Raw genomic sequence first — 22,388 nt, 5'->3', positions numbered from 1 at the left:
GTGTGCCTGAGACATCGCTGTGTGCCTGGGACGTGTCCTGGAGTGCGCACCAGGACCTTGACCTGGGACATGGTTCGAAACGCACCCGGACGGGCGGTCACGCGCCCCGGGGCTTCCCAAGCTATTGAAACAGCGTTACTGTGTGCGGAACAAGTCCACTGTAGCTGTCGCACTCCGAAGGGGACCAGCCCCGATGATCTACCTCGTCTACCGGATGAAGCTCAGCTCGCGGGCACGTCGCGACATGAGGGACTTCTGGCAGTGGCTGGAGGATCGGGAGAACTGGTTCTACCGGGATCTGCCGATGGTGCGGGAGGTGCGGTGGTACTACAGCGTCGTCGGCGACGTGTACGTCCTCGAGAACTGGGCCGCGTTCGACGACGAAGCGGCCTGGGGCGAGTACCGCACGGCTCTCGCCGGCCTCAAGGCGGACGGCGACTGGGAGACACGACGGGTCGGCCAGGACGACTGGTGGGAGTTCCTCGACACGAGAATCGTCACCGATCTTCCGGTGCCGGTCGGGTTCCGACGCCAGGATAGGTGATCAGACCCATCCGAATTTCCTGGAGGAACAATGTCGCCCAAGAGCCGTGCCGCAACGGAAACCGACGCGCCCGTGCGCGAGAACACCGGACAGGCCATCGCGACGGTCGAGCGGGCCGTCGAGGTACTGATGCACTTCGCCGAGACCCCGTCGCCGACGCTTGGTGTAACCGAGATCGCCGAGGCGCTGGGCATGTCGAAGGCGGCCGTGCACCGGATCCTGGCCTCGCTGCGCGTTCGCGGGCTGATCGAGCTGGATTTGGTGACCCGGCGTTACTCCCTCGGGGTCGGCGCCATGCGCCTGGGCCTCGCCTACCTGGACCGGCTGGACATCAGGCGCATCGCCGCGCCCGAACTGATGGCGCTGTCCCAGCGCACCGACGAGACGGCGACCCTGTCCATGCGCACGGGCTGGACCCGGATCTACGTCGACCAGGTCACGCCGGCCCGCGAGGTAATCATGAGCGTCACCCTCGGTGTGCCCTACCCACTGCACGCCGGCGGGTCGTCCAAGGCGTTTCTCGCCTTCTTAACCGAAGAGGAAATCGAGAGCTACCTGGCGCAGCGGTCACTTGAGCCGCTGACCAGCGAGACCATCGCCGACACCGGGAAACTGCGCGAAGAACTCGCGGCCATCCGGAAGCGCGGCTGGGCCCGCTCGTTCGGCGAGCGCATGGCGGGCGCCGCGTCCGTGGCGGCGCCGGTGTTCGATCACCACGGGCGGCCGATCGCCGTCCTCAGCGTCTGCGGCCCCCAGGAGCGGTTCCGCGACGAGGTCGACACGTGCGCCGAGGCGCTGCTCGAATCCACCGCACGACTGTCCGGCCAGATGGGCTGGACAGAAGAAGAAAGGAGGTGACGGCCGTCCGGTCGGCCGGCCGTCGCGCGCATGTCCCGATACGATCTGCTCATCAAGGGTGGCACCGTCGTTCTTCCCTACCACGGAGAGGTCCGCGCTGACCTGGCCGTGCGCGACGGGAAGGTGGCGGCTCTCGCCGACGACATCGCCGCTTCCGAAGCCGGCGAGGTCGTGGACGCGGCCGGGAAGGTGGTCCTTCCCGGCGCCGTCGACGCCCACTTCCACCTCGGCATCTACCGCGACTTAGCCCTCGACGCCTTCGAGGAGACCCGATCGTCCCTCGTCGGCGGCGCGACCACCGTTGTCTCCTACTTCCGCACCGGCTCGCACTATCTCGAGCGCACGGGACCCTACAAGGAGATCTTCCCCGAGGTCCTCGACCGGGTGTCCGGCCGGTGCTGGACCGACTACGGCTTCCACCTCGCGCCGATGACCGTGGAGCAGATCTCCGAGATCCCGTTCCTGGTCGAGGAGCACGGCGTCACCTCATTCAAGTACTACATGTTCTACAAGGGCTTCGACCTCGCGGCCAACAGCCGTGACGCCCAGGCCTTCACGATGGGCGACGAGTACGATCTCGGCCATCTCTACCTGATCATGGAGCAGGTGGCGGCGGTGCAGCAGGCGCGTCCCGACCTGCGGCTGTCCCTGTCGTTGCACTGCGAGCAGTCCGAGCTGATGCGGGTGTTCATCGACCGGGTCCGCTCGCAGGGCGACCCGCAGACGCTCCGGGCCTACCACGAAGGGCGTCCGCCGCTGACCGAGCGGGTCGCCATCGGCGAGGCGACCACGCTGGCGAGCCACACCGGCACCAACATCAACCTGCTGCACCTGTCCAGCCAGGAGGCGATCGAGGCGGTCGCCCTCGCCCGCGCGTCGTACGGCGGGATCGACATGCGCGCCGAGACCACGTTGCACCACCTGTGCCTCGACCACGACACCCTGGACGCCCGCGGCGGGCTCGGCGGGAAGGTCAATCCGCCGATCCGCACGAAGGCGGACAACGAGGCGCTGTGGCGCCGGGTCGCCGACGGCACCGTCGACTGGGTGGCCTCCGACCATGCCTGCTGCATGGAGGCGGAGAAGGGCGAGGAACTGTGGCCGGCCCGTCCGGGCTTCGGCGGGACCGCCCTGCTCTATCCCGTCCTGTTCTCCGAGGGGCATGTGAAGCGCGGGCTCTCCCTGACCCGCGTCGCCGAGCTGGCCTCGGCCAACCCCGCCCGCGCGTACAACCTGTGGGGTCGCAAGGGCAGCCTCGCCGTCGGCTTCGACGCCGACCTCACCGTCGTCGACCCCGGCCTGACCCAGACCGTGACGGCCGAGCGCTGCCTGTCGGGCCAGGACCACTGCCCGTTCGAGGGAGTCGACCTCACCGGCTGGCCGGTCACCACCGTCGTCGGCGGGCAGGTGCGGTTCCGCGACGGCGATGTCGTCGGCGAGCCGTCGGGACGCTACGCACACCGCGGCTGACGGTCCCGGTTAAACGTCAGACCTATTGACAGTCGATTGATGTCGACCCTACTTTTGCCAAAACCCTGTTCCGGTTCGCGGAACAGGGTGGGTCAACTCTCGCAACACTTCCAGGAGCGTTCCAGATGAGCCCTGAGGTGATCATCGACGGGCTGTTCGCCGGTTCCGTCTACGCACTGGTCGCGCTCGCCCTGGCCATCGTCTTCCAGCCAACGAGGATCATGAACTTCGCCCAGGGCGAGGCACTGATCCTCGGCGCGGCGGTCTCGTACCAGATCGTGGCGCTGGAGAAGATGAGCTGGGCGCTCGCCCTCGTCGTGACGATCGTGGCAGCCGCGCTCATGGGCGTTCTCATGGAGCGCATGATCATGCTACCGGTCCGCATGTCGGGCTCGCGCTACGCGTGGATCATCGCGACGCTCGCCGCGGCCCTGATCTTCCAGTCGCTGTTCAACCTCGGCTTCTTCGACGTCGACGCGCTGCGGCCGGATCCGGTGGTCGCGGGCGGTTTCGAGATCGCGGGCGTCTCCGTCGAGTGGCAGGAACTGCTGACCATCGTCGTGGCGCTGGCGGTCATGGCCGGCTACGACCTGTTCCTGCGGCGATCGGTCTACGGCCGCGCGATCAGGGCCACCGCGCACAGTTCGGACACCTCCGTGCTCATGGGAATCCCCGTGCAGCGCATCGTCGTGCTCTCGTTCGTGATCGCCGCCGTCATCACCGCGGTCGCGGGCCTGCTCGCCGCGCCCGTGATCTTCATCGCTCCCGCGGTCGGCCTGACCTTCACCATCAAGGGCTTCACCGCCGCCGTGATCGGAGGCGTCGGATCGCCACGAGGGGCGCTCGCCGGAGGCATGATCGTCGGTCTGCTGGACACCGTGGTCCGGAGCGTGGTCGGCGGGACGGTCGGCAACTTCGCGGTGTTCGCGGCGCTCGCGGTGATCCTCATCGTCTTCCCGTCCGGACTGTTCGGCAAGCCCATGGAGGCACACTGATGGCAACGGCGGACCCAGCTCCCCCGGAACGGGCCGGTTCCCTGTTCGACACGGAGCTCTATCACCGGATACGGACCGTGGCCATGGGCGTCCTCGTGGTCGTCGCCGTCGCGGTGCTGCTCATGTGGCCGAGCATCACCGACTACTACAGCTACAACGCGTCCTACTACAACGGCATCGTCGCCTCGGCCGCCATCAGCGCGATCCTGACGATCTCCCTGAACCTGTCCATGGGATACGGCGGGATGCTGTCGATGATGCACAGCGGCCTGCAGCTCGCCGGCGGCTACGCCACCGCGTACGTCGTGGTCAAGGCGAGCGGTTCCTGGCTCCTGGGCGTGGCGGCGTCGGCGGCCGTCGGAGTGCTCCTCGCGGTCCTGGTCCTGCTGGTCAGCCTGCGGGCGACCTACCTCTACTTCGGCATGATCACACTGGCGGCCAACCTGATCGTGATCGAGGCCGGACGCGAGTGGGAATCCGTTACCGGCGGCATCGTGGGCCTCAGCGGCGTCGCCCCCAAGCTGGGCGACGAGCCGATGTCGAAGCAAGCCTTCTACTACGTGGTCCTCGCGTTCCTCGCGCTCGCGTACGTCGTGCAGCGCAACATCGTGCGCAGCGGCGTGGGACGGGCCGCGATGGCGGTGCGCGAATCCTCCGACACCGCCTCGGCCATGGGCATCTCGCCGGCCCGCGCCAAGCTTCTGCTCTTCGGCGTCTGCGGCGGGATCGCGGGCGTGTCGGGTGCGCTGTACGCGCTGCAGCTCGGGTTCATCAACCCCGACGTCGGCCTGCTCGACAACGGCATCATCTTCTTCGTCGGGCTGTTCCTCGGCGGCATCTCCACGCTGATCGGGCCCGTGATCGGGGTCGCCCTGATCGCCGTGCTCGTCGAGCTCATCAAGGACCAGGCCCGCTACACCACGCTCGTCCTCGGCGTCCTGCTGCTGGTCGCCATGATGGTGATCCCGCGCGGGATCGTGGGGACCTGGCGGGCGTCCCGGGCCGGTCGCGACAGGGTGTCCGACGCGGGTGACGACACGCTTCCCGACGAGGTTCCCGACGTCGTGCCGGAGGTCCGCGACGCCGCAGCCGAGGTGCCCGCGCTCGAGGGGGTCGGCCTCGTGAAGCACTTCGGGGGCGTGCACGCCGTCGACGGGGTCGACATCAAGATCATGCCGGGCACCGTGCACGGGATCATCGGTCCCAACGGCTCGGGGAAGTCCACCCTGGTCTCCTGCCTGACCCGCTATCACCGGCTGGACTCGGGAAAGGTGATGATCTTCGGTGAGGAGGCGCCGGCCGCCCCGCACCGGGTGGCGGCGGCCGGGGTGACCCGGGTGTTCCAGGTTCCCCACCTGTTCGAACGCGTCAGCGTGCTCGACAACGTGCTCACCGGCATGCGGATGAGGGAGTCCTACACGTGGCTCGGCGCCACCCTCCGGTCTCCCGCCTACCGGCGCCAGGACCGCGCCGAACGGGCGGAGGCGCGGGAGCTTCTCGCCTTCGCCGGCCTCGCGTCCCGCGCCGACTGGCCGGCCTCGTCCCTGTCGCACGGCCAGAAGCGGCTGCTGGAGGTGGTGCGGGCGGTGGCGACCCGGCCCAAGGTGCTCATCCTCGACGAGCCCGCCACCGGCCTGACCTCCACGGAGCTCGACGCGCTCGGCCGCCTGTGCCGGGCCCTGCGGGAGCGCGGGCTCGCGGTGGTCCTCATCGAGCACGACGTGGACTTCGTCATGGGGCTCTGCGACGAGATCACAGTCGTGGAGAGCGGCAAGGTGATCGAGCGGGGCGACCCCGAGCGGGTGCAGAGCTCCCCAGCGGTGCTCGAGGCGTATCTCGGCCGTCCCGAACTCATCGAGGAGACAGCGTGAGCAGCAGGTTGCTGGAGATCGCCGGGCTCGCGGCGGCGTACGGCGGGGTGCGGGCCCTCGACGGGCTCGACCTGCACGTCGACGAGGGCGAGTTCGTCGTGCTGCTCGGCCCCAACGGATCCGGTAAGACCACCACGATGAAGACCGTGTCCGGGCTGCTGAAGCCGGTGTCCGGGCAGATGAGGTTCGGCGGCCGGGACCTGGCCGGGGTGCCCGGCTGGAAGCGCCCGTCCCTCGGCCTGTGCCAGGTGCCCGAGGGGCGGCAGATCTTCCCCGACCACACCGTCATGGAGAACCTGCACCTCGGCTCCTTCCCCGTCCGGCGGAACCGGGCGGAGGCCGAGCGCAGGCGCACCGAGGTGCTCGACATCTTCCCGCGGCTGGCCGAACGCGCCGAGCAGCTCGCCGGGACGCTGTCGGGCGGTGAGGCGCAGATGCTCGCCATCGCGCGTGCCCTCATGGCGGGACCGCGGCTTCTCATGCTGGACGAGCCGTCGCTCGGCCTGGCCCCGCTGAAGGTCGCCGAGCTGTTCGGCTACCTCAAGCGGCTGCACGAGGAGCGCGGCCTCGCCGTCCTCCTCGTGGAGCAGCAGGCCGGCACGGCGCTCAAGCTCGCCGATCGCGGTTATGTGCTGGAGCGGGGGCGGGTGGCGGTGGAGGGGACCGGAGCCGAGCTCCGGAACGACCCCCGCGTCCAGGCGGCGTACCTGGGCCGGCTCCGCCAGAACGCCTCCTGACGAACCGCCGTCCATACGCAGTTCCCCCGCCGGACGAACCGGCGGGGGAACTTTTTTGTGCCCGGACGCGACGCGGGACAGGCGTGCCTGGCGACCCAGTCCCTCGACGGCGAGGCGGACGCTGCAGTTCGCTCCCGAGGAGGTCGACTGCGGCGTGCAGCTCGGGATGATGACCCACGCGATGTCACCTGTATGTCATCCCTGAGCCTTTCAGGAGAATTCCCGCGAATAGCTAAATATCGTTACATATGCCACTGCATCATCCGGCCCTCATCCGCGCGAAAGCAGTCCGGTAGGCGGCGACCATCGCGGAGCGGCCACGACGTACCCCCGGCCCCGCCTCTGCGGCTTATGGGACTCGGCTCACCATTCCCGGCCGGCGATCAACTCCTCCGCGTCCGCCTCCGCGAACCCGTATGCCGACGCCACGAACCAGAAGTCTTCGGCGATCGCCTCTCGTGCGAAAGTCTCGATCTCACTGCCGGCCGCCTCGAACTCCGCCTCCAGCGCGTTGAACTCCTCCGTCGCGGCCTCCGTGAGCACGTACAGCGCCGCCAGGTCCGGCGGCCGCTCGGCCTCGATCCGCTCGCAGAGCCGCAGGAGGATGGCTTTCCCCTTGTCGACGACGTGATTGGGAAAGTACTCGTCCTCGTACATGCCCTTGAGAAAGGCGTGCTCGGCCACCTGCCGGTTCGTCGGCGCCACCGCGATCTCCCATTCCGTCGAAAGCTCGGTGATCCGATGCTGCACTACGCCACCGACAACATCTGCCCGGTCTGGGGCGACACGGGCGGCCGTGAGCCGGATCCCTTTTGCAGTTGTGCCGACATATGCCGATACGACAGAGTTTCCCCGATCACCGTTGTGGATCTACGTCGACATGGGAGAAAACGGCATGGCGGGTCGCCCGTACGCGCGGCTGAAGAGTCCGGTCCGGCGGACGCGGGGGCCCCTGGCGCTGTTCTCGGCGGCGCTGGCGTCGTCCCTCCTGGTCGCGGTCCCCGCGGCGGCCGCCCCGGCGACCGGTGCCGGGACGGTCCTGGCGAAGTCCGCGGCTTCCACGGCCGGGATCGCGAAGGACGACCTCCTGGCGCGGCTCAGGGCCGTCCCCGGTCTCCGGGTGGTGTCGGTGAGGAAGGGGCGGGCGAAGGGCTACAAGGACTACACCCTCACCTTCACCCAGCCGGTGGACCACCGGAACCCGCGCGGCGGCACGTTCCAGCAGCGGCTCACTCTCTCGCACCGATCGGTGGACCGGCCCGTGGTCCTCTACACCAGCGGATACTTCATGCCGGAGAAGGTGTGGCTCCAGGAGCCCACCTATGGGCTCGACGCCAACCAGCTCTCCGTCGAGCACCGTTTCTTCGGCGCATCGCTTCCGAAGCGGAAGGACTGGGCGAAGCTCGACATCTGGCAGGAGGCGAGCGACGAGCACGCGATCGTCGAGGCGCTCAAGCAGGTCTACGGCGGCGCCTGGATCGGCACCGGGGCCAGCAAAGGCGGCATGACCGCCGTCTACCACCACCGGTTCTACCCGGGCGACCTCGACGGAGTCGTGGCCTATGTCGCGCCCAACGACGCGGTCAACGATGACGACCGCGTCTACGAGCGGTTCTTCACGACCGGGGGCACGCCGTCGTGCCGGGCCGCCCTGCGTACCGTGCAGCGGGAGGCGCTCAAGCGTCGCAAGAGCCTGGTCCCCCGGCTTACGGCCATGGCCAGGCGCGAGGGCCTCACCTTCCGCCGCACCATCGGCACGGCCGACCGCTCCTTCGAGCTGAGCGTGCTCGACTCCGCCTGGACGTTCTGGCAGTACTCCCGGCAGCAGGACTGCAAGGACATCCCCGGTGAGAAGGCTTCCGACGCCGCCATCTTCCGATGGGTGGACAAGATCCAGACCTGGGAGCTGTACACCGATCAGGGCCTTGAGCCGTACCTGCCCTACTACTACCAGGCGGCCACCCAGCTCGGCTGGGCGTCCCTGAGCTTCGCCCACCTCAAGGGCCTGACCCGGTATCCGGGGCTCTACCAGCCGAACTCGGTGCTGCCCGCGTCCCTCCGCTCCCGCTTCGACGGCAGGGCCATGCGGGACGTGGACGCGTGGGTGACCCGGCAGGCGAGCCGGATGATGTTCGTCTACGGCGGGCGGGATCCCTGGAGTGCCGAGCGGTTCACGCCGAAGGGGACGGACTGCCATGTGTTCGTCGCCCCGCGCGCCAACCACGGCGCGAGCATCGGCCACCTGTCCTCTCGCGACTACGCCGAGGCCACGGACACCCTCAGGCGGTGGGCCCGGCTCACCTGAGCGCCTCCGGGCACCGGATGGATCAGGGACCTGGCCGATTCTCAGAAGGCGGGAAACACCAAGGACAAGAGCAGCATCTCGGCACCGAGCACCAACAGGAACTTCACGGTGAATGGGCCGGGCCTCACCTGGCGCGTTCCCCCGTCCGGGTTCTGCAGTGCGTGAGCGGCCGCTCCTCTCATCTCCTTACCCTGTCCGATCGTTGCCGCGAACAGGGCGATCATTGTCGCGGCGTAGATCGTCAGGCCCCTCGCCTCCGAGGAGTCCGGTCCGGAATCAAAGGCCATTACAGCGACCAGCCCGCCGAACACGACGAGGAAGGCGCGGGCTGTTCGGGCGTCACTGCCACCCAGGTTTTCGGGGATGGGTTTCGGGACGATCGCTCCTGCGGAAACAGGATCACGGGCCCGATCTGGCCGGCCGTCCCGCAGACGACCGTTAGAAGCCCTAACAAAATGATCTACCAGTCGGGCCCGCGCAGCCTCACAGCCGGGATCTCAGCACGTCGATCTCACAGCCCGGCGCGAACGGGTCGAAGCCGTGCTCGACCAGCCAGCGAACCACCAGCAGGCTTCGCAACGACCACCACGCGTGGATCACGTCGAGGTCGACGTCGGTGCCATAGCCGGCGACGACGTCGCCGAGGTGCTCCTCGTGTCCGAGCGTCAAGATGGCGAGGTCGAACAGGGCATCACCTTGGCCCGCCTCGGACCAGTCGATGATGCCCGTGACCTCGTCGCCGTCGACGAACACGTGAGCGATCTGCAGGTCGCCGTGCGTGAATACCGGAGCCCACGGCCGGAGCGCGGCCTCGGCGACCTGGCGGTTGCGGGTGACCAGGTCGGCGGGCAGGACGCCGTTCGTCACGAGCCACTCGCACTCGCCGTCGAGTTCCGCCGCCAACTCGTCGAGGCCCCGGCCGGCCCGGCCGAGCCTGGGCGGCAACGGCGCGTCGTGCAACCTCCGGATGGCGGCGCCCGCCGCGGCCCACGCCGCCGGGGACGCGGTCGACGGCTCGCCGAGGCGGCCGAGCGCCGTCCCCGGGACTGCGGCGATCGCGAGCACCGGCGGCTTGTGCCACAGGACCTTCGGGGTCGGGACCGGCGCCAGGGCCATCGCCTCGACCTCGACGTCGATGCGCGCCTGATCGGCGTCCACCTTCAGGAACACGTCGCCGACGCGCAGGGTCGCGCGCTCGGAATGGGCGACGACCATTTTGACCTCGTCCATGGCGACCACTATCCCGGGGACGATCGGCGACGTCACCAGGTTTATCGCGTGCGATTGCGCGGCTGACCGCGTCCCGCTACCAAGCGGCCTCGTGCGCGACACCGACCGCTGACCAGGTCAAGTCCACCACTTTTGTTAGGAGCCCTTAGCGCCGGTTTTCGTTCCGATGTTCCTCGACCCGCGATACGCACGGCGCCACGCTCATCAACTTTGCCCTGTTGGACCTGGTCGGCAAGGCCCTCACACCGCGGATGCGGGACCCGACCCGGGGCACCCTGGGCCGGGACGTGTCGGATGAGATCCTTTCGTACATCTCGCCCGGCCACAGCGACAGCATCAACTTCTTCGGCCTCATCAATGTCGACGTCGAGGCGGAACTGACCAAGCTCGACACCGGCGGCTGGCGGCCGCTGCGGCCCGCCCAACTGCGCGAGCCGGGACTGACTGAGCCCGCTGCCCGGACGGGCTTCGGGCAGCGGGCTCAGGGCGTGCTGGTGCAGGGACGAGGACGTGGCTCGGCTGTCTCTGCTGGGTCACGCCCCATCTCAGCTGCCTGGGGTCGCTATGTGATCGCCTCGTGGGGCCCGGGGCAGGGCCTGCGGCCGCTGGGGCCAGGCAGCGCCGCTCGAGACGGTTCCGTCGACGTCGTGGGTGGGGACGGCGACGGAACGCTTCCCGGTGATCATCGCTGGTGTGTCGTGGGCCGGGCCGGTCATGGCATCACGACGAGTCGCCTGCCTTTGAGATCGGTTCGCTGCCAGGCGGTCTCGATGTCGCTCAGCGGGACCTTCTCCACGTCGAAGGTGAGCTCGCCGGACCGCGTCCACGTCACGACCTGCTGGTACACCTCGTCCATGGTCTGCGGGTCGAGCCCCTTGGCCGCGCCGTAGATCTCCACGCCGGAAGTGCGCAGGCTCGACTCGGCGAGGGCGAGCTCAGTGCCGGCCGACTCGCCGATCTGGACCACCCGGGTCGGCTTGCCGAACGCGAACGACCGCGGCACCAGCGCGCGCAGCAGGATCTCGCTGGGCCTGCCCCACAGGTAGTCCACGACGACGTCGTAGCCGTCCCCCCTGGCGTCGAGGTACGCCTGCGCCAGAGCCTCGTCGGAGACCGCGGTGTTGATCACCGTGTCGGCCCCGATGGCCTGTACCTCGCGCAACTGGTTGTCGTCGCGGCCGGTGGCGACGATCCGGCCGGCGCCCAGCAGCCTGGCCACCTTGACCGCGAGCCGCCCGGCGACCCCGGTGGCGCCCTGCACCAGCACCGTCTCCCCGGGAACGAACCCCCCGGCCGCTTTCATCGACATCGCGGTGATGGCCGAGGCCATCACGGTCACCACGGCCGGGTCGATGCCGTCAGGGATCGGCACGTAGGAGCCCTGGGGCACCACGGCCTTCTCGGCGAGCGCGCCGTAGGGCAGGCGGATGTTGCCGAACCCGACGAGCGTGCCGTCCGGGAGGGCGCCGATGCCGTCGAAGGCAGGGATCGCCGGAAACCGGCCGATGTACTTCTCGCTGGCGTAGTGCGTACCGGCCGCGATCGCCTTGTCGACGTTCTCGACGGCGACCGCCTTGACGTCGATGATCACCTCGCCGTCGCCGGCCACCGGATCGGGGAAGTCCTCATAGCGCGGGATGCCGCCGGCCTCGTGGAGCACGGCTGCCTTCATCCCAGCTCTTGACCGAACAAGCGGGCGATCCGCGTCTGCCACGCCGCCAGGACGCGAGGCGGACGGGCCGGAGAGTGGTTGAACCCGTGGTGGTGCGAACGGTGGTGCGTGAGCGAGTGCCGCCACCCACGGCCGTGCCGGGCCTGGCCCTGGTGGCCGGCCGGCCGCTCGATGTGCGCGGGAATCCCCGGAACGCGATGGGTCGCCCAGTGCAGCAGGTCGCGGAGCGAATGCCGATGTCTCATCGTTGCCTCCCCTGGCGCATGATCCTCTATCACCGATAGAGTACTCTATCGGTGATAGGGTTTGGAAGGGAGGTGCCGGAATTGGCTCTGGACAAGCAGCGGATCGTCACCGAGGCAGTCGCGCTACTGGACGCCGAGGGTCTCGACGGCGTGACCACGCGCAAACTGGCCGCCCGGCTCGGCGTACGGTCGCCGACCCTTTACTGGCACATCCCGAACAAGGCGGCCCTGGTCACCGCGATCGCCGAGGCGATTCTTGAGCAGCAGTTCCCCGAGCTGGAGCCGCCCGCGCCGGAGGAGTGCTGGCAGGACTGGCTGATCGGCCTGGCCGGGCGGCTGCGCCGCGCGTTGCTGGCCCACCCGGACGGCGCCCGGATCATCGCGGCCTCCCAACTGTCCCTCAAGATGGCCGCCATCTCCGAACTGGCGATGAGCACACTGGTCGGGCGGAACATCCCCTTGCGGCAGGCTCGCCTGATCGTGTTGACGGTGTTGCGTTTCACCGTCGGCTACGTCCTGGAGGAACAGCTCGGCCGCCCCGACGCGGACGCCCTGGACGGCTTCGACATGGCCGCGTACGCCGCGGCGTACCCCACCGTGACGGCCGGTGTGGCCGAGTACTTCCGACCTGGCCGCACCGTCGACGATCTGTTCCGCGATTGTCTGGAACAGATCATCCATGGTCCTGCCGCGCAGTCCGGCCCCACGTCCTGACCGGTCAGCCGCTCCGCAGCACCCGTTCGCCATCCTGACCGCACTGGCACTGGCAGACGTCGTGCTGCTCGCAGTCATCCTGCCCAAGCAGCCGGCCCCGGCCACGCGGCTGCGGGACGAGGTCCGGGTGGTGACTCGCCGCCCGGTCCTGCTCGCCACCGCCACCATCGCGCCCTTACAGGGGCTGATTCTGCGCCACGCGGGCGATGCCCCCACCCTGGCCGTCGCCGCCAACGTTGGTGCCTTCAACCTCGGCGCAGCCACCGACTCGACGTCGCCGGCCTTGATGCGAGCCGCGCCCTCGCGCCCGGCGGCTGGTACATCTCCATCGCCGACCATCCCCTACCGGATGTTCCCGGCGCGGTCAAAAGCTACGTCCAGGAGGACCAGGAACAGCTCGCCCATCTCGCCTCCCTGATAGAACGAGGTGAGCTTCGCCTGCGCGTCGCGCACCGCTACCCGTTTCACCAGGTCCGCGCCGCACATGAACGCTTCGCAAGTTCCTGCTCACCTTCTGAAGTCAGCGCAAGGCCCCCGTCTGTCCGGACAGTCGAATCCGGGCGACGGGGGCTTCGTTGTCGGTCATGCGATGATCTTCCTCTGCCGGAAGAGCGACAGAGATCCGCTGGAGCATCAGGGGCCGGACGGCCCACCGCGGTCGTCCCAGGTGGCGCCTTGCCGCGTCAGCCGAAGGCGGTGGTGCCCGGCTTGACCACGCCGAGGAACGCCGCCACCAGCACCATCACCCAGATCAGGTAGACGTACGGCAGGCAGGACCTGACCGACCGGGTGATCGCCTGCTCGACCTCCGGGCTGGAGCCCTCGGTCATCAGGCGGCCGAAGGCCGGGCCGAACGGGCTGAGCTGCCGGCGGATCAGCACACCGCCGAGGATGCACAGGCCGTAGGCCATGAGCTTGCCGCCCAGCCACTTCGGATTCGTCTGCACGCCGAAGGGCTCGGAAGCGAAGATCATGTAAATGCCGATGACGAGCAGGGCCGCGACCAGGCCGTACCTGACCAGCAGGTCCAGCCGCTGCACCACGCGGCCGAGCGGGGTGGCGCCGCGGGTGTAGTCGTAGACGACCAGGGCCAGCCAGCACAGCGCCGCGACCCAGACGAGTGCCACCAGCCAGCCGGGGAAGTAGTCCTCGCCGAACGGGCTCAGCGACATGAGCGTCACGCCGCTGGGCAGGAACAGCACGAGGCAGATCCGCGGCGCCATGTCGACGACATGCATGATCTTCGCGGCCACGGACCGCGCCGCGGGCGCGAGATCGGGACGGAGCACGAAGCGGCTGGAGTAGTAGACGCCGATGTCGCTGCCGAGCCAGTAGACGAACAGGACGAGGTGCAGCAGGATCGCGAAGCTGTACGCGTTGAGCCCGTGTACGGGCTCGATGGTCGTGGTGGGAGTCATGGGGAGAATCTCCGTGGATGCGACCGTGGCCGGGCCCCGACGGGCCCGGCCACGTTTTGATATGCGATGAGTGGTTGGTCGCGGCTGATCGTCCGGGGAGGACCTAGATGCCGTCGCCGTCCCAGCGGCCGCGGGACCGGCTGCGCACGGGAAGGGTGGACAGGACCGGGGCGGGAATGGGGTCGCCCGGCTTCCAGGGCCGGCCGTGGGCCCAGTTGTGCGCTCCCTCGTCGGTGCGCTCGTCGGCGTGCTCGAGGGAGGCGGGGTCCGCGCCCCAGTCGAGCGCCGGCGCGTCGTGCTCGTGGCTGTGGTCGTGCCCGTGGTCGTGGTCGTGGCTGTGGTCGTGATCGTCGCCGTGGCCGCCCTGGAGGCGGGCCGCGTCCAGGGCCTTGGCGATCGCCAGCAGGCTCTTGTCGGCGCCCTGCCCGTGCTGCACGTACTCGGCGTCGGGCTCACCCTGGTCGCGCTGGTACTGCCACGCCGCGGTGAGGTCGGCGATGTCCTTCTCGCTGCGCCGGGTGGGGCCGGAGCCGAGGTCGTGCGAGGACTGCGACCAGCGCATGCGGCCGCCCTCCGGCCCGTAGTTGACCGCCTCGCCGCCCCAGCGGAGCCACTCGTTCTGGGTGTACCAGTTCTGCAGTTCACCGTCGGAGCGCAGCAGCCAGGTCGTGCCGCCCTCCATCGTGGTGAAGTGGCCGTGCTTGATCCGGGCCGGCCGGAAGAAGTACGTGCCGACGTCCAGGGTGCCGAAGTTGTACTCCATGTGGCCCTGGAGCGTATACGCCTCCTCGTAGCAGGGGTGGTGGGCCAGCCGGTGGTCGGCCCAGCCCTCCTGCGAGTGCACCAGCCGGGTGTAGAAGCCGGTGACCGGGTCGACGTGCAGGTACTTGATGTAGAGGCCGGGCATGGGGCCGGGGTTGGGCACCGCGTCCCATTGCATGGCCTCGCTGTCGATGACGATGACGTCCTCGCGGGCGTTCTCCCAGCGCGGCGCGTTCAGGCTGTCCACACGGTCGAAGCCCGCGTCGCCGTACTCCCGGTAGTGCAGGATCCGGGTCCCCTCGGCGAACGTGATCGCGTCGGTCGGCACGCCCTTGGGCGCGAAGACGTACCCGCCCTTGCCGATGGTGCGCCCGCCGTACGTCATGGATCCTTCGACCACGTAGTACTCGGTGTTGGCGTGGTGGATGCCCGGGCCGCGGCCCCAATCGGTGTGGAAGTCGATCCGCAGCGAGGAGGAGCCGTCCTCCTCGTCAACGGACAGGCGCCGCTCGCTGGCCCGGCCCTCACCGTTGACGAGCTCGGCGCCGTGCCATACGTAGTCGTCTTCCTGGATCAGTTCGACGTGGGGGCGCACTGTGATGTCCTTCCGAAGATTTGATGCTCCGTGTTCCGCAAGCTGGAACGCCGTTTCTAATCATTGGAGCGTAATTGTCTGAGGTTTTGGGGTCAAGGGTTCTCAAGGCGTGAGGAACGGTCAGAGGCCCTCGTCGAGGGGCTTCAGGTCGCGCTTGACCACCTTGCCGGCGGCGTTGCGGGGGAGCGCCGCGACCACCTGCCAGCGTTTCGGCACCTTGTAACCGGCCAGGCTGGTGCGGCAGTGCGCCTCCAGCAGCGCGGTCAGGCCGTCCGCCCCGGCGGCGGGGGCGCCGGCGCGCAGGACGACGTACGCCATCACCTCCTCGCCCCAGGTGTCGGAGGGGACGCCTGTCACCGCTGCCTCCGCGACCGCCTCGTGCGCGTGCAGAACGTCTTCGATCTCGCGGGGATAGACGTTCACCCCGCCAGAGATGATCATGTCTTTCTTCCTGTCGACGACGTGGACGTATCCCTCGTCGTCCCGCACCACGATGTCGCCGCAGGTGAGGAAGCCGTCGTCCGTCGTGCACTCGGCGGTGGCCGCCGGATCGTCGTGGTAGCCGTTCATGAGGAAGGGGGAGCGGCTGAACAGCTCACCGGGTTCGCCGGGTCCGACCGGTTCCCCGGCCGCGTTCACGACCCGCAGTTCGGTCATGTACCAGGCATGGCCGACGGAGCCGGGCTTGCGACGCTGGTCGACCGGGCGGAGGTTGGTCACGATGCCGGCCTCGGTGGATCCGTACAGCTCGTGGACGCCGCACGACGGGAACGCCTCCATGACCCACTGCTTCAGCGGCCACGGCAGCGCGGCGGCGTTGAAGTAGAGCGTGTCGAGGCTGGCCAGGTCTCTGGCGGTCAGTGCCCCGCGGTCCAGCGCGCGGAGCATCTGCGCGTGCGTCGGCACGAGGAAGGCGGACTGCGCGCGATCACGCTCCACCAGGTGAAGCAGCGCCTCCGGGTCCCATTTGCGGAGCATCGTGACCGTGCCCCCGGTGTAGACCGGGGCGTAGCCGAAGGCGAATCCGGCGCCGTGATACATGGGCGCGACCGCCACCGACACCCGCCCGGCGCCGAGCCCCCATTCCAGCGCGGAGCAGTAGAAGGTCAGCGACCGGCTCCGATGGCTGATCAGCACGCCCTTGGGCCGTCCTGTCGTGCCGGAGGTGTAGGTGATGCAGAACGGGTCGAGTTCGTCGATCCGCACCGCCGGATCCACCGCCCGCGCCGCCGCCAGCGCGTCCTCGTACGGCCGGCCGGTCTGGGCGCCGTCGATGGACAGGGCGGGCAACCCGAGGTCCTCGATCGCGTCTCCGGCGATCGGGGAGAGCGCGTCGTCGAGGACGATCGCGCGCGCGCCCGAGTGCTCCAGGATGAACCGGGCCTCGCCGGTGGTGAGCCGGGGATTGAGGGGCACCATGACGAGGCCCGCCTTGGCGATGCCGGCCGCGATCTCCGGATACTCCAGCCGGTTTCCCAGCAGCACCGCGACCCGCTGCCCGGTCGTGAGCCCGCGCGAGAGGAGCGCGCTGGCCAGTCGGTTGGAGCGCTCGTCGAGTGCGGCGTAGGTGAGCGCGCGATCACCGTCGATCACCGCGGTGGCGCGAGGGGTGGCGCGGGCGAACTCGCGTACGCCGCCCGCGATCGACAGGGAAGCCCCGCCACGGTGGACGGTCATGTCACTTCCTCCACAGAAGACGGTGCATGGTTTGGGGGAGTTTCATCTGGTTCCCGATCAGATTCGCGGCTGCCACAGCGTGACCGAGACGCCGTTCGGAGTATCGGCGGCGGCCACGACGGCCCGGCCGTGCAGCGGATCGTCGGTCTCGATCGGCGCGCCGAGCACCCGTCCGCCGGTCCGGCGCACGCTCTCCAGCGCGGCATCCAGGTCCCGGGTGCGAACCGACCATCCGCTGTGGCCGAGGGAGCGGGCCGGCCGCTGCACCGCCCGGCGGTCCACCCGGTGCTCGCCGGCGGCCGAGGTGACCTCGATCCGCGCGGTCTTCTCCCCGGCGAGGAACGCCAGCCGCATCTTCGTGCCCGAGGGCAGCCCGGCGACGGTATCGAAACCGGGAGAGGAGAACACCACGTCGTACCAGACCGACATGCCCAGGCCGTCCGGCCCCCAGAACGCGACCTCGGCGTCGGCGTCGGGGACGTGGCAGACGACCGAGGTCAACTCGGTGAACGGGCGGCCGGGGTCGGCGGCCCACGCCTCGGTGCCGCGCACCGCGGCGGGCTGGACGAAGACGACGACCGTCCCGTCCGGGCCCGGGCACACGCCCTGAGTGACCTGCACCTCGCGCTCGCCCACCGCCACGCCGTACGTCGTGGGGGGAGTGGCCCAGGCCCGTCCCACCCGGCCGAGTTCGGCGTGCGCGGCATCGATGTCGCGGGCGTACAGGTCGATCCCGATCAGCCCGTCGTCGAGGTTGTGCGGAGGTTCGGCGGGCGCCATCGGCTCCGGCACGCGCACCAGGTGGATTCTCCCGGTCCCGGCGCCCGCCGCCGCCAGCGCGACCACCTCGACGTCCGCGGGGCCCGAGCCCCACAACGCGTCGGCCACCGCCGCCGGGACGGTCCCTTCCGAGGCGACCTCGAAGCCGAGGTCGTCGCGGAAGAAGCGTAGATGGGGGCCGAATTCTGTGACGCCCACCATCGCGGCGGTTATCCCCTCGACCAGCGGCTGCCGGCTGTCCTCGCTCACGTGATCCCCTTGGCGCTTCTTGTTCCTGTGCTCGGAACACTGTTTCAATCTGGTGCGGATCACGCTAGGCTCCCCGCCGACGGCCTGTCAACGGGCCTCTCAACGGGCCTCACCATGGGTCGAATCACGTCTGACCAGGGAGGAATCATGCGAGCAGCGATCTCAGGGATGCCGATCATCAACAGCCACCTCGGGGAATGGCGGGGCGAGTACGTCCACGTCGACGCGGATGGCACCATCGTCGACCGGCACGCTTCACACCTCTACTGCCGCGTCCCGGAGGACGGGACCTACGACATCCTGCAGACCAACACCTACACCTGGGCCGACGGGCGGCAGGAGGCGTTCGACTTCGGCGGCAAGCTCGACGCCGACGGAGTCTGCCACTTCGACACCGATCGCATCGTCGGAGAGATGAGCCAGGTGGACGATCAGACGATCGTGCTCACCTGGTCGTACAAGGACGACCCGAACAACTACCTCTACGAGCTGATCCAGCTGTCGCGCGACGGGCGTCACAAGTGCCGGACCTGGCACTGGATGGACGGCGACCGCCTCGTCAAGCGCACGATCATCAGCGAGACCAAGATCGGCTGATCGTCGCCGGCGATCCAGGAGTCCGGGGGGACGCCTGACGGGTTGCGGAACAGCGTTTCACAATCGCTTGTCGCCACTTCCCGCCCCGCCTTCGCACGGCTACTATTCCGGCCACAGAAACGACGTTCCTACTTGTGGAACCGGATGTCGTCCGACAGAAGTGGACCCGGAAATGCTGCGGTATGTCGTTCGTCGGGTCGCCGGCCTCGCGCTGGTTCTGCTCATCGTCCTGACGCTCGTCTTCTTCATGCTCAGGGCCGCCCCCGGCGGCCCTGTCGAGGCCTATCTCGGGATGAACCCCACCCCGGAGAAGCGGGCCGAGGTGGAACACCGCTTCGGCCTCGACCAGCCGATCTGGGCGCAGTACGCCAAGTTCCTCGGCAATCTCGCCTCGGGCGACCTCGGGAACTCGCTGTTCAGCGACCGCCCCGTGAGCGCCGTCATCGGCGAACGCCTGTCGGTAACCCTGGAGCTCAGCCTGGTCGCCTTCCTCTTCTGGGTGGCGGTGGGCCTGGTCGCCGGGGCGCTCGCGGCCCGCCGGCGCGACTCGTTCGTCGACGGATGCGTCCGTGTGATCAGCGTCGTCGCGCTGTCCGTCCCGAGTTTCTGGCTGGCGCTGGTGCTGGTCGTCGTCTTCGGCCTGTACGTCAAGGGCGTGCTGCCGTCCAGCGGCTGGACGCCCTTCAGCCAGGATCCATGGGACAACCTGCGCGGTGTGGTGCTGCCCGCCTTCGCGCTCGGTCTCGGATCCGGCGCGATCATCGCGAGAACGCTGCGCGCATCCATGATCGAGACGGCTCAGTCCGACTACGTGTCCTTCGCGCGGGCCATGGGCATGACCGAGCGGCGCGTCCTGCGTCAGATCACGCTGCGCAACGCGATCATCCCTACGGCCACGGTGATCGGGCTCATGCTCGGCGTGTTCGTGAGCGGCACCGTGCTCATCGAGAACGTGTTCAACATCCCGGGGATCGGCCAGACCATCGTCGGCGCCTTCACCCGGCACGACTACCCGCTGGCCATCGCCTGCACGCTGATCACCGCCTCGGTGTTCCTCGTCGCCAACCTGGTCGTCGACCTCCTCTACTTCGTGCTCAATCCCCGGATACGCGCCGGGTTCCTGAACGGGACGGCTCGCTAGACATGGTGATGACCCGGGTTCTCTCCTCGGCCGCCGGCCGGCGGCTGCCGAGGATGTCCGCGCTCACGTGGACCGGCGTGGTGCTGCTGGCGCTGTTCCTGCTGCTGGCCGTGTTCGGCCCGCTGCTCGCCGGCGAGCCCGACGCCCGGACCGGCCAGACCCTCGCCGCACCGAGCGTGGAGCATCTGTTCGGCACCGACCATCTCCAGCGGGACCTGTTCGCCCGCGCCGCGGAGGGCGCCCGGGTCTCGCTTCTGGTGGCGGTGGCCGCGGTGGCGTTCGGACTGGTCGTCGCGGTGCCGGCCGGACTGGTCGCGGGCTACTTCGGCGGGCGCTGGCCCGACGACCTGATCATGCGGGTCCTGGAGGCGCTCCAGGCGCTCCCGCTGTTCGTCTTCGCCCTGTTCGTCATCGGGATCACCGGAACCGGGGACTCCCAGTTGGGCCCGCTGCCGCTCACCTCGACGACCAAGGTCGTCCTCCTCCTCGGCGTCGGTTTCATTCCGTACTTCGCCCGGGTGACCCGGTCGGCCGCGCTCGTCGAGGTGCAGGAGGACTACGTCGACGCGCTGCGGGTGATCGGGGTGCCGCGGTGGCGCGTCATCGCCGGTGAGGTGCTGGTCAACGTGCTTCCACCGGTCCTGGTCCAGGCGTTCCTGTGGCTCGGTGTGGCGATCTTCGCGGAGAGCGCCCTCAGCTTCCTCGGCCTGGGAATCCAGCCTCCCAGGCCCAGCCTGGGCAACATCCTCGGCGACGCGACCAGCTACATGCTGCTCGGGGCGTGGTGGTACTCGGTCATCCCGGGCCTGGTCATCCTCGTCGCCACGGTCGGCTTCAACCTCGTCGGCGACGGCCTCGGCGACGCCCTCGACGCGCAGGGACATCGCTGACCCGTTCGCAGACACACCCCCCACCTCTGAGGAAGAGTCAATGACTGACGAATACACCATCCGCGCGCTCAGCCGGCGCCGCTTCCTGACGGCCGCCGGCGTGCTCACCGCCGGCGCGCTCGCGCTCGCCGCCTGCGGCGGAACGGACGACGCCGGCACGGGCGGGACCGCGACGGACGGCGCCGGCGGCGCGGCCAAGGCGGCCGGCACGCTCACGTTCGGCGTCGCGTCCATCTCCGACTACCTCAACCCGCTCAGCACCACCTCCAGCCGGGTGCACTGGATCACCGACCCCGTCGTCGAGTCGCTCTACACCTACGACGCGTCGCTCAACTCGGTGCCGCTGCTCGCCGACGGCGAACCGGAGATCTCGTCGGACGGGCTGACCTGGACGATCAAGCTGAAGCAGGGGGTCACCTTCCACAACGGCGACCCGTTCACCGCCGACCACGTGGTGGAGACGCTGACCTTCGTCACCGACCCCAAGAGCACGAGCGACTGGACGGCCTACTTCGTCGGTTACGTCAAGAAGGTCACCGCCCCGGACGAGCACACCGTGAAGATCACGCTGACGACGCCGTTCGGCGTGCTCCGCTCCCACCTCACGAACCTGCCCATCGTGCACAAGGACTACGTGAGCAAGACCGGCACGACCATGGGGACCGGTCCCTTCACGATGGACAAGGTGACCCAGGGCCAGCAGGTGACGCTGACCGCCAACGACGCCTACCACGGGACCAAACCGGAGCTGCGCGGCGTCGTGTTCCAGGCGGTCCCCGATCCCGCCACCCGGCTGGTCAACCTGCGCGAAGGCAAGATCCAGATCATGACCGGCGTCTCGCCGGAGAGCGTCGGCCTGCTCAAGCAGGACGACAAGATCCGGATCCACCAGGTGGCCGCCCCCAGCGACATCGTGACCTACTTCAACGCCGCCAAGGCCCCCTTCGACGACGTCAAGGTACGGCAGGCGCTCGGCCACGCGATGGACCGCAAGGGCGTGCGGGACGTCGTCTACGCGGGGACCGCCACGATCGCGCAGGGTCCGATCGGCCCCGCCACGGAGGGTCACGACCCCTCGCTGCAGATCTACGCCGAGGGGCCGGACCCCGAGAAGGCCAAGGCGCTGCTGGCCGAGGCCGGGGTCTCCTCCCTCGACTTCACCTTGATGATCACCAGTGACCCGGTGATGAAGAACATCGGGCAGGTGCTCGTGGAGGGGTGGAAGCAGGCCGGCATCAACTGCACCCTCGAGGTCCTCGACATCGGGCCCTGGGTGAAGAACTGGGCGAGCGGCCAGTATCAGATGGCGATGACCGGGTTCGAGAGCGGCTTCGGCTCCGGCCGCACCGCGTTCACCCTGCTCGGGCAGATGAGCTCACGCAATCCGCTGAACTTCGGCTACAAGAACGCCGAGGTGGACAAGCTGCTCGGGGAGGCGTGGGCCACCACCGACGAGGGAGCCCGCGCCGAGGCGTGCAAGAAGATCGACAAGCTCCTGGCGGACGACGCGATCCTGCTGCCGCCGGTCTATCCCCAGATGATCGTGGCCCAGCGCACCGACCTCTCCGACATCGACGAGAAGCTCATGGGCGTCAGCCGCGTCCCGCTTCCCCCGATGCGTTTCGTCTGATGGCCGCC

22 protein-coding genes are annotated in these 22,388 nt (G+C 69.0%); 13 read left to right on the top strand and 9 right to left on the bottom strand.

Translation table 11 applies throughout. The annotated features are described in order from the left end of the window. Positions 1-193 precede the first annotated feature (193 nt). From ACQEVJ_RS26995 to ACQEVJ_RS26970, 6 genes are all read left to right on the top strand, one after another. The gene (locus ACQEVJ_RS26995; protein WP_433105687.1) at positions 194-544 is read left to right on the top strand and encodes a hypothetical protein; all 351 of its coding nucleotides are present in this window, start codon (positions 194-196) and stop codon (positions 542-544) included. A 72-nt stretch (positions 545-616) separates the two neighbouring features. Beyond that, positions 617-1,402: an IclR family transcriptional regulator gene (locus ACQEVJ_RS26990; protein ID WP_433105685.1), complete on the top strand. Its 786-nt coding sequence runs from the start codon at positions 617-619 to the stop codon at positions 1,400-1,402. A gap of 30 nt (positions 1,403-1,432) precedes the next feature. Further along, positions 1,433-2,872 carry a dihydroorotase gene (locus ACQEVJ_RS26985; protein ID WP_433105683.1) on the top strand — a complete coding sequence of 480 codons (1,440 nt, stop codon included), beginning with the start codon at positions 1,433-1,435 and terminating at the stop codon, positions 2,870-2,872. Positions 2,873-2,997: 125 nt separating this feature from the next. Continuing rightward, entirely contained in the window at positions 2,998-3,867 is an 870-nt protein-coding gene (locus ACQEVJ_RS26980; RefSeq protein ID WP_433105681.1) for a branched-chain amino acid ABC transporter permease, read from the top strand. Continuing rightward, complete coding sequence (locus ACQEVJ_RS26975; RefSeq protein WP_433105679.1) at positions 3,867-5,738, top strand: branched-chain amino acid ABC transporter ATP-binding protein/permease; 1,872 nt, start codon at positions 3,867-3,869, stop codon at positions 5,736-5,738. The genes ACQEVJ_RS26980 and ACQEVJ_RS26975 overlap by 1 nt, the downstream gene beginning before the upstream one ends. Beyond that, complete coding sequence (locus ACQEVJ_RS26970) at positions 5,735-6,475, top strand: ABC transporter ATP-binding protein (protein ID WP_433105677.1); 741 nt, start codon at positions 5,735-5,737, stop codon at positions 6,473-6,475. Before ACQEVJ_RS26975 ends, ACQEVJ_RS26970 begins: the two co-directional genes overlap by 4 nt. 363 nt (positions 6,476-6,838) lie before the next feature. Here ACQEVJ_RS26970 and ACQEVJ_RS26965 read toward each other — a convergent pair whose 3' ends face one another. Then, positions 6,839-7,159 carry a DUF5713 family protein gene (locus ACQEVJ_RS26965; protein ID WP_433105675.1) on the bottom strand — a complete coding sequence of 107 codons (321 nt, stop codon included), beginning with the start codon at positions 7,157-7,159 and terminating at the stop codon, positions 6,839-6,841. Positions 7,160-7,370: 211 nt separating this feature from the next. On the opposite strand from ACQEVJ_RS26965, the gene ACQEVJ_RS26960 reads away from it, so the two are divergent. Next, on the top strand, positions 7,371-8,780 hold the full coding sequence (locus tag ACQEVJ_RS26960; protein WP_433105673.1) for a S28 family serine protease: 1,410 nt from the start codon (positions 7,371-7,373) through the stop codon (positions 8,778-8,780). 41 nt (positions 8,781-8,821) lie between these two features. Here the strand turns inward: ACQEVJ_RS26960 and ACQEVJ_RS26955 are convergent, their stop codons facing one another. The 4 genes from ACQEVJ_RS26955 to ACQEVJ_RS26940 all read right to left on the bottom strand — a co-directional run bounded on the left by ACQEVJ_RS26955 (position 8,822) and on the right by ACQEVJ_RS26940 (position 11,927). After that, positions 8,822-9,091: a hypothetical protein gene (locus tag ACQEVJ_RS26955; protein ID WP_433105671.1), complete on the bottom strand. Its 270-nt coding sequence runs from the start codon at positions 9,089-9,091 to the stop codon at positions 8,822-8,824. A 172-nt stretch (positions 9,092-9,263) separates the two neighbouring features. Further along, a complete protein-coding gene (locus tag ACQEVJ_RS26950; RefSeq protein WP_433105669.1) occupies positions 9,264-10,010 on the bottom strand; it encodes a phosphotransferase family protein in 747 nt (248 codons plus the stop codon). A 712-nt stretch (positions 10,011-10,722) separates the two neighbouring features. Continuing rightward, positions 10,723-11,682 (bottom strand): quinone oxidoreductase family protein, encoded by a 960-nt coding sequence (locus ACQEVJ_RS26945; protein ID WP_433105667.1) that lies wholly within the window; start codon positions 11,680-11,682, stop codon positions 10,723-10,725. Beyond that, positions 11,679-11,927 carry a hypothetical protein gene (locus ACQEVJ_RS26940; protein WP_433105665.1) on the bottom strand — a complete coding sequence of 83 codons (249 nt, stop codon included), beginning with the start codon at positions 11,925-11,927 and terminating at the stop codon, positions 11,679-11,681. The genes ACQEVJ_RS26945 and ACQEVJ_RS26940 overlap by 4 nt, the downstream gene beginning before the upstream one ends. Positions 11,928-12,008: 81 nt before the next feature. On the opposite strand from ACQEVJ_RS26940, the gene ACQEVJ_RS26935 reads away from it, so the two are divergent. Both ACQEVJ_RS26935 and ACQEVJ_RS26930 read left to right on the top strand, forming a co-directional pair. Continuing rightward, the gene (locus ACQEVJ_RS26935) at positions 12,009-12,641 is read left to right on the top strand and encodes a TetR/AcrR family transcriptional regulator C-terminal domain-containing protein (RefSeq protein ID WP_433105663.1); all 633 of its coding nucleotides are present in this window, start codon (positions 12,009-12,011) and stop codon (positions 12,639-12,641) included. 321 nt (positions 12,642-12,962) lie between these two features. Then, a complete protein-coding gene (locus tag ACQEVJ_RS26930) occupies positions 12,963-13,400 on the top strand; it encodes a zinc-binding dehydrogenase (RefSeq protein WP_433112999.1) in 438 nt (145 codons plus the stop codon). On the opposite strand, the gene ACQEVJ_RS26925 is transcribed toward ACQEVJ_RS26930, so the two are convergent. The 4 genes from ACQEVJ_RS26925 to ACQEVJ_RS26910 form a co-directional block, all read right to left on the bottom strand. Continuing rightward, positions 13,325-14,059, bottom strand: coding sequence for a hypothetical protein (locus ACQEVJ_RS26925; RefSeq protein WP_433105661.1), 735 nt, complete (start codon positions 14,057-14,059; stop codon positions 13,325-13,327). The two genes, ACQEVJ_RS26930 and ACQEVJ_RS26925, sit on opposite strands and share 76 nt — an antisense overlap. Before the next feature lie 103 nt (positions 14,060-14,162). After that, entirely contained in the window at positions 14,163-15,416 is a 1,254-nt protein-coding gene (locus ACQEVJ_RS26920; RefSeq protein WP_433105659.1) for a DUF4437 domain-containing protein, read from the bottom strand. 120 nt (positions 15,417-15,536) lie between these two features. Then, complete coding sequence (locus ACQEVJ_RS26915) at positions 15,537-17,093, bottom strand: class I adenylate-forming enzyme family protein (protein WP_433105657.1); 1,557 nt, start codon at positions 17,091-17,093, stop codon at positions 15,537-15,539. 57 nt (positions 17,094-17,150) lie between these two features. Next, the gene (locus ACQEVJ_RS26910; RefSeq protein WP_433105655.1) at positions 17,151-18,122 is read right to left on the bottom strand and encodes a hypothetical protein; all 972 of its coding nucleotides are present in this window, start codon (positions 18,120-18,122) and stop codon (positions 17,151-17,153) included. 147 nt (positions 18,123-18,269) lie between these two features. Between ACQEVJ_RS26910 and ACQEVJ_RS26905 the strand changes: the two genes are divergently transcribed. From ACQEVJ_RS26905 to ACQEVJ_RS26890, 4 genes are all read left to right on the top strand, one after another. Further along, a complete protein-coding gene (locus ACQEVJ_RS26905) occupies positions 18,270-18,719 on the top strand; it encodes a DUF3598 family protein (RefSeq protein WP_433105654.1) in 450 nt (149 codons plus the stop codon). Between the two features lie 172 nt (positions 18,720-18,891). Then, positions 18,892-19,860 carry an ABC transporter permease gene (locus ACQEVJ_RS26900; protein ID WP_433105652.1) on the top strand — a complete coding sequence of 323 codons (969 nt, stop codon included), beginning with the start codon at positions 18,892-18,894 and terminating at the stop codon, positions 19,858-19,860. Between the two features lie 8 nt (positions 19,861-19,868). Continuing rightward, a complete protein-coding gene (locus ACQEVJ_RS26895) occupies positions 19,869-20,750 on the top strand; it encodes an ABC transporter permease (protein ID WP_433105650.1) in 882 nt (293 codons plus the stop codon). Positions 20,751-20,790: 40 nt separating this feature from the next. After that, a complete protein-coding gene (locus ACQEVJ_RS26890; protein WP_433105648.1) occupies positions 20,791-22,380 on the top strand; it encodes an ABC transporter substrate-binding protein in 1,590 nt (529 codons plus the stop codon). The last annotated feature ends 8 nt before the right edge of the window (positions 22,381-22,388 follow it).

This window comes from Microbispora sp. CA-102843 (genome assembly GCF_050936215.1).
Lineage (GTDB): Bacteria > Actinomycetota > Actinomycetes > Streptosporangiales > Streptosporangiaceae > Microbispora.
This window is presented reverse-complemented; position numbering and strand designations above follow the sequence as displayed.

Bases quoted from the DNA above. Each gene is read 5' to 3' on its own strand.
- ACQEVJ_RS26995 (WP_433105687.1), top strand. From the start codon at position 194: ATGATCTACCTCGTCTACCGGATGAAGCTCAGCTCGCGGGCACGTCGC.
- ACQEVJ_RS26985 (WP_433105683.1), top strand. From the start codon at position 1,433: ATGTCCCGATACGATCTGCTCATCAAGGGTGGCACCGTCGTTCTTCCC.
- ACQEVJ_RS26980 (WP_433105681.1), top strand. From the start codon at position 2,998: ATGAGCCCTGAGGTGATCATCGACGGGCTGTTCGCCGGTTCCGTCTAC.
- ACQEVJ_RS26975 (WP_433105679.1), top strand. From the start codon at position 3,867: ATGGCAACGGCGGACCCAGCTCCCCCGGAACGGGCCGGTTCCCTGTTC.
- ACQEVJ_RS26960 (WP_433105673.1), top strand. From the start codon at position 7,371: ATGGCGGGTCGCCCGTACGCGCGGCTGAAGAGTCCGGTCCGGCGGACG.
- ACQEVJ_RS26950 (WP_433105669.1), bottom strand. From the start codon at position 10,010: ATGGACGAGGTCAAAATGGTCGTCGCCCATTCCGAGCGCGCGACCCTG.
- ACQEVJ_RS26945 (WP_433105667.1), bottom strand. From the start codon at position 11,682: ATGAAGGCAGCCGTGCTCCACGAGGCCGGCGGCATCCCGCGCTATGAG.
- ACQEVJ_RS26940 (WP_433105665.1), bottom strand. From the start codon at position 11,927: ATGAGACATCGGCATTCGCTCCGCGACCTGCTGCACTGGGCGACCCAT.
- ACQEVJ_RS26925 (WP_433105661.1), bottom strand. From the start codon at position 14,059: ATGACTCCCACCACGACCATCGAGCCCGTACACGGGCTCAACGCGTAC.
- ACQEVJ_RS26915 (WP_433105657.1), bottom strand. From the start codon at position 17,093: ATGACCGTCCACCGTGGCGGGGCTTCCCTGTCGATCGCGGGCGGCGTA.
- ACQEVJ_RS26905 (WP_433105654.1), top strand. From the start codon at position 18,270: ATGCGAGCAGCGATCTCAGGGATGCCGATCATCAACAGCCACCTCGGG.
- ACQEVJ_RS26900 (WP_433105652.1), top strand. From the start codon at position 18,892: ATGCTGCGGTATGTCGTTCGTCGGGTCGCCGGCCTCGCGCTGGTTCTG.
- ACQEVJ_RS26895 (WP_433105650.1), top strand. From the start codon at position 19,869: ATGACCCGGGTTCTCTCCTCGGCCGCCGGCCGGCGGCTGCCGAGGATG.
- ACQEVJ_RS26890 (WP_433105648.1), top strand. From the start codon at position 20,791: ATGACTGACGAATACACCATCCGCGCGCTCAGCCGGCGCCGCTTCCTG.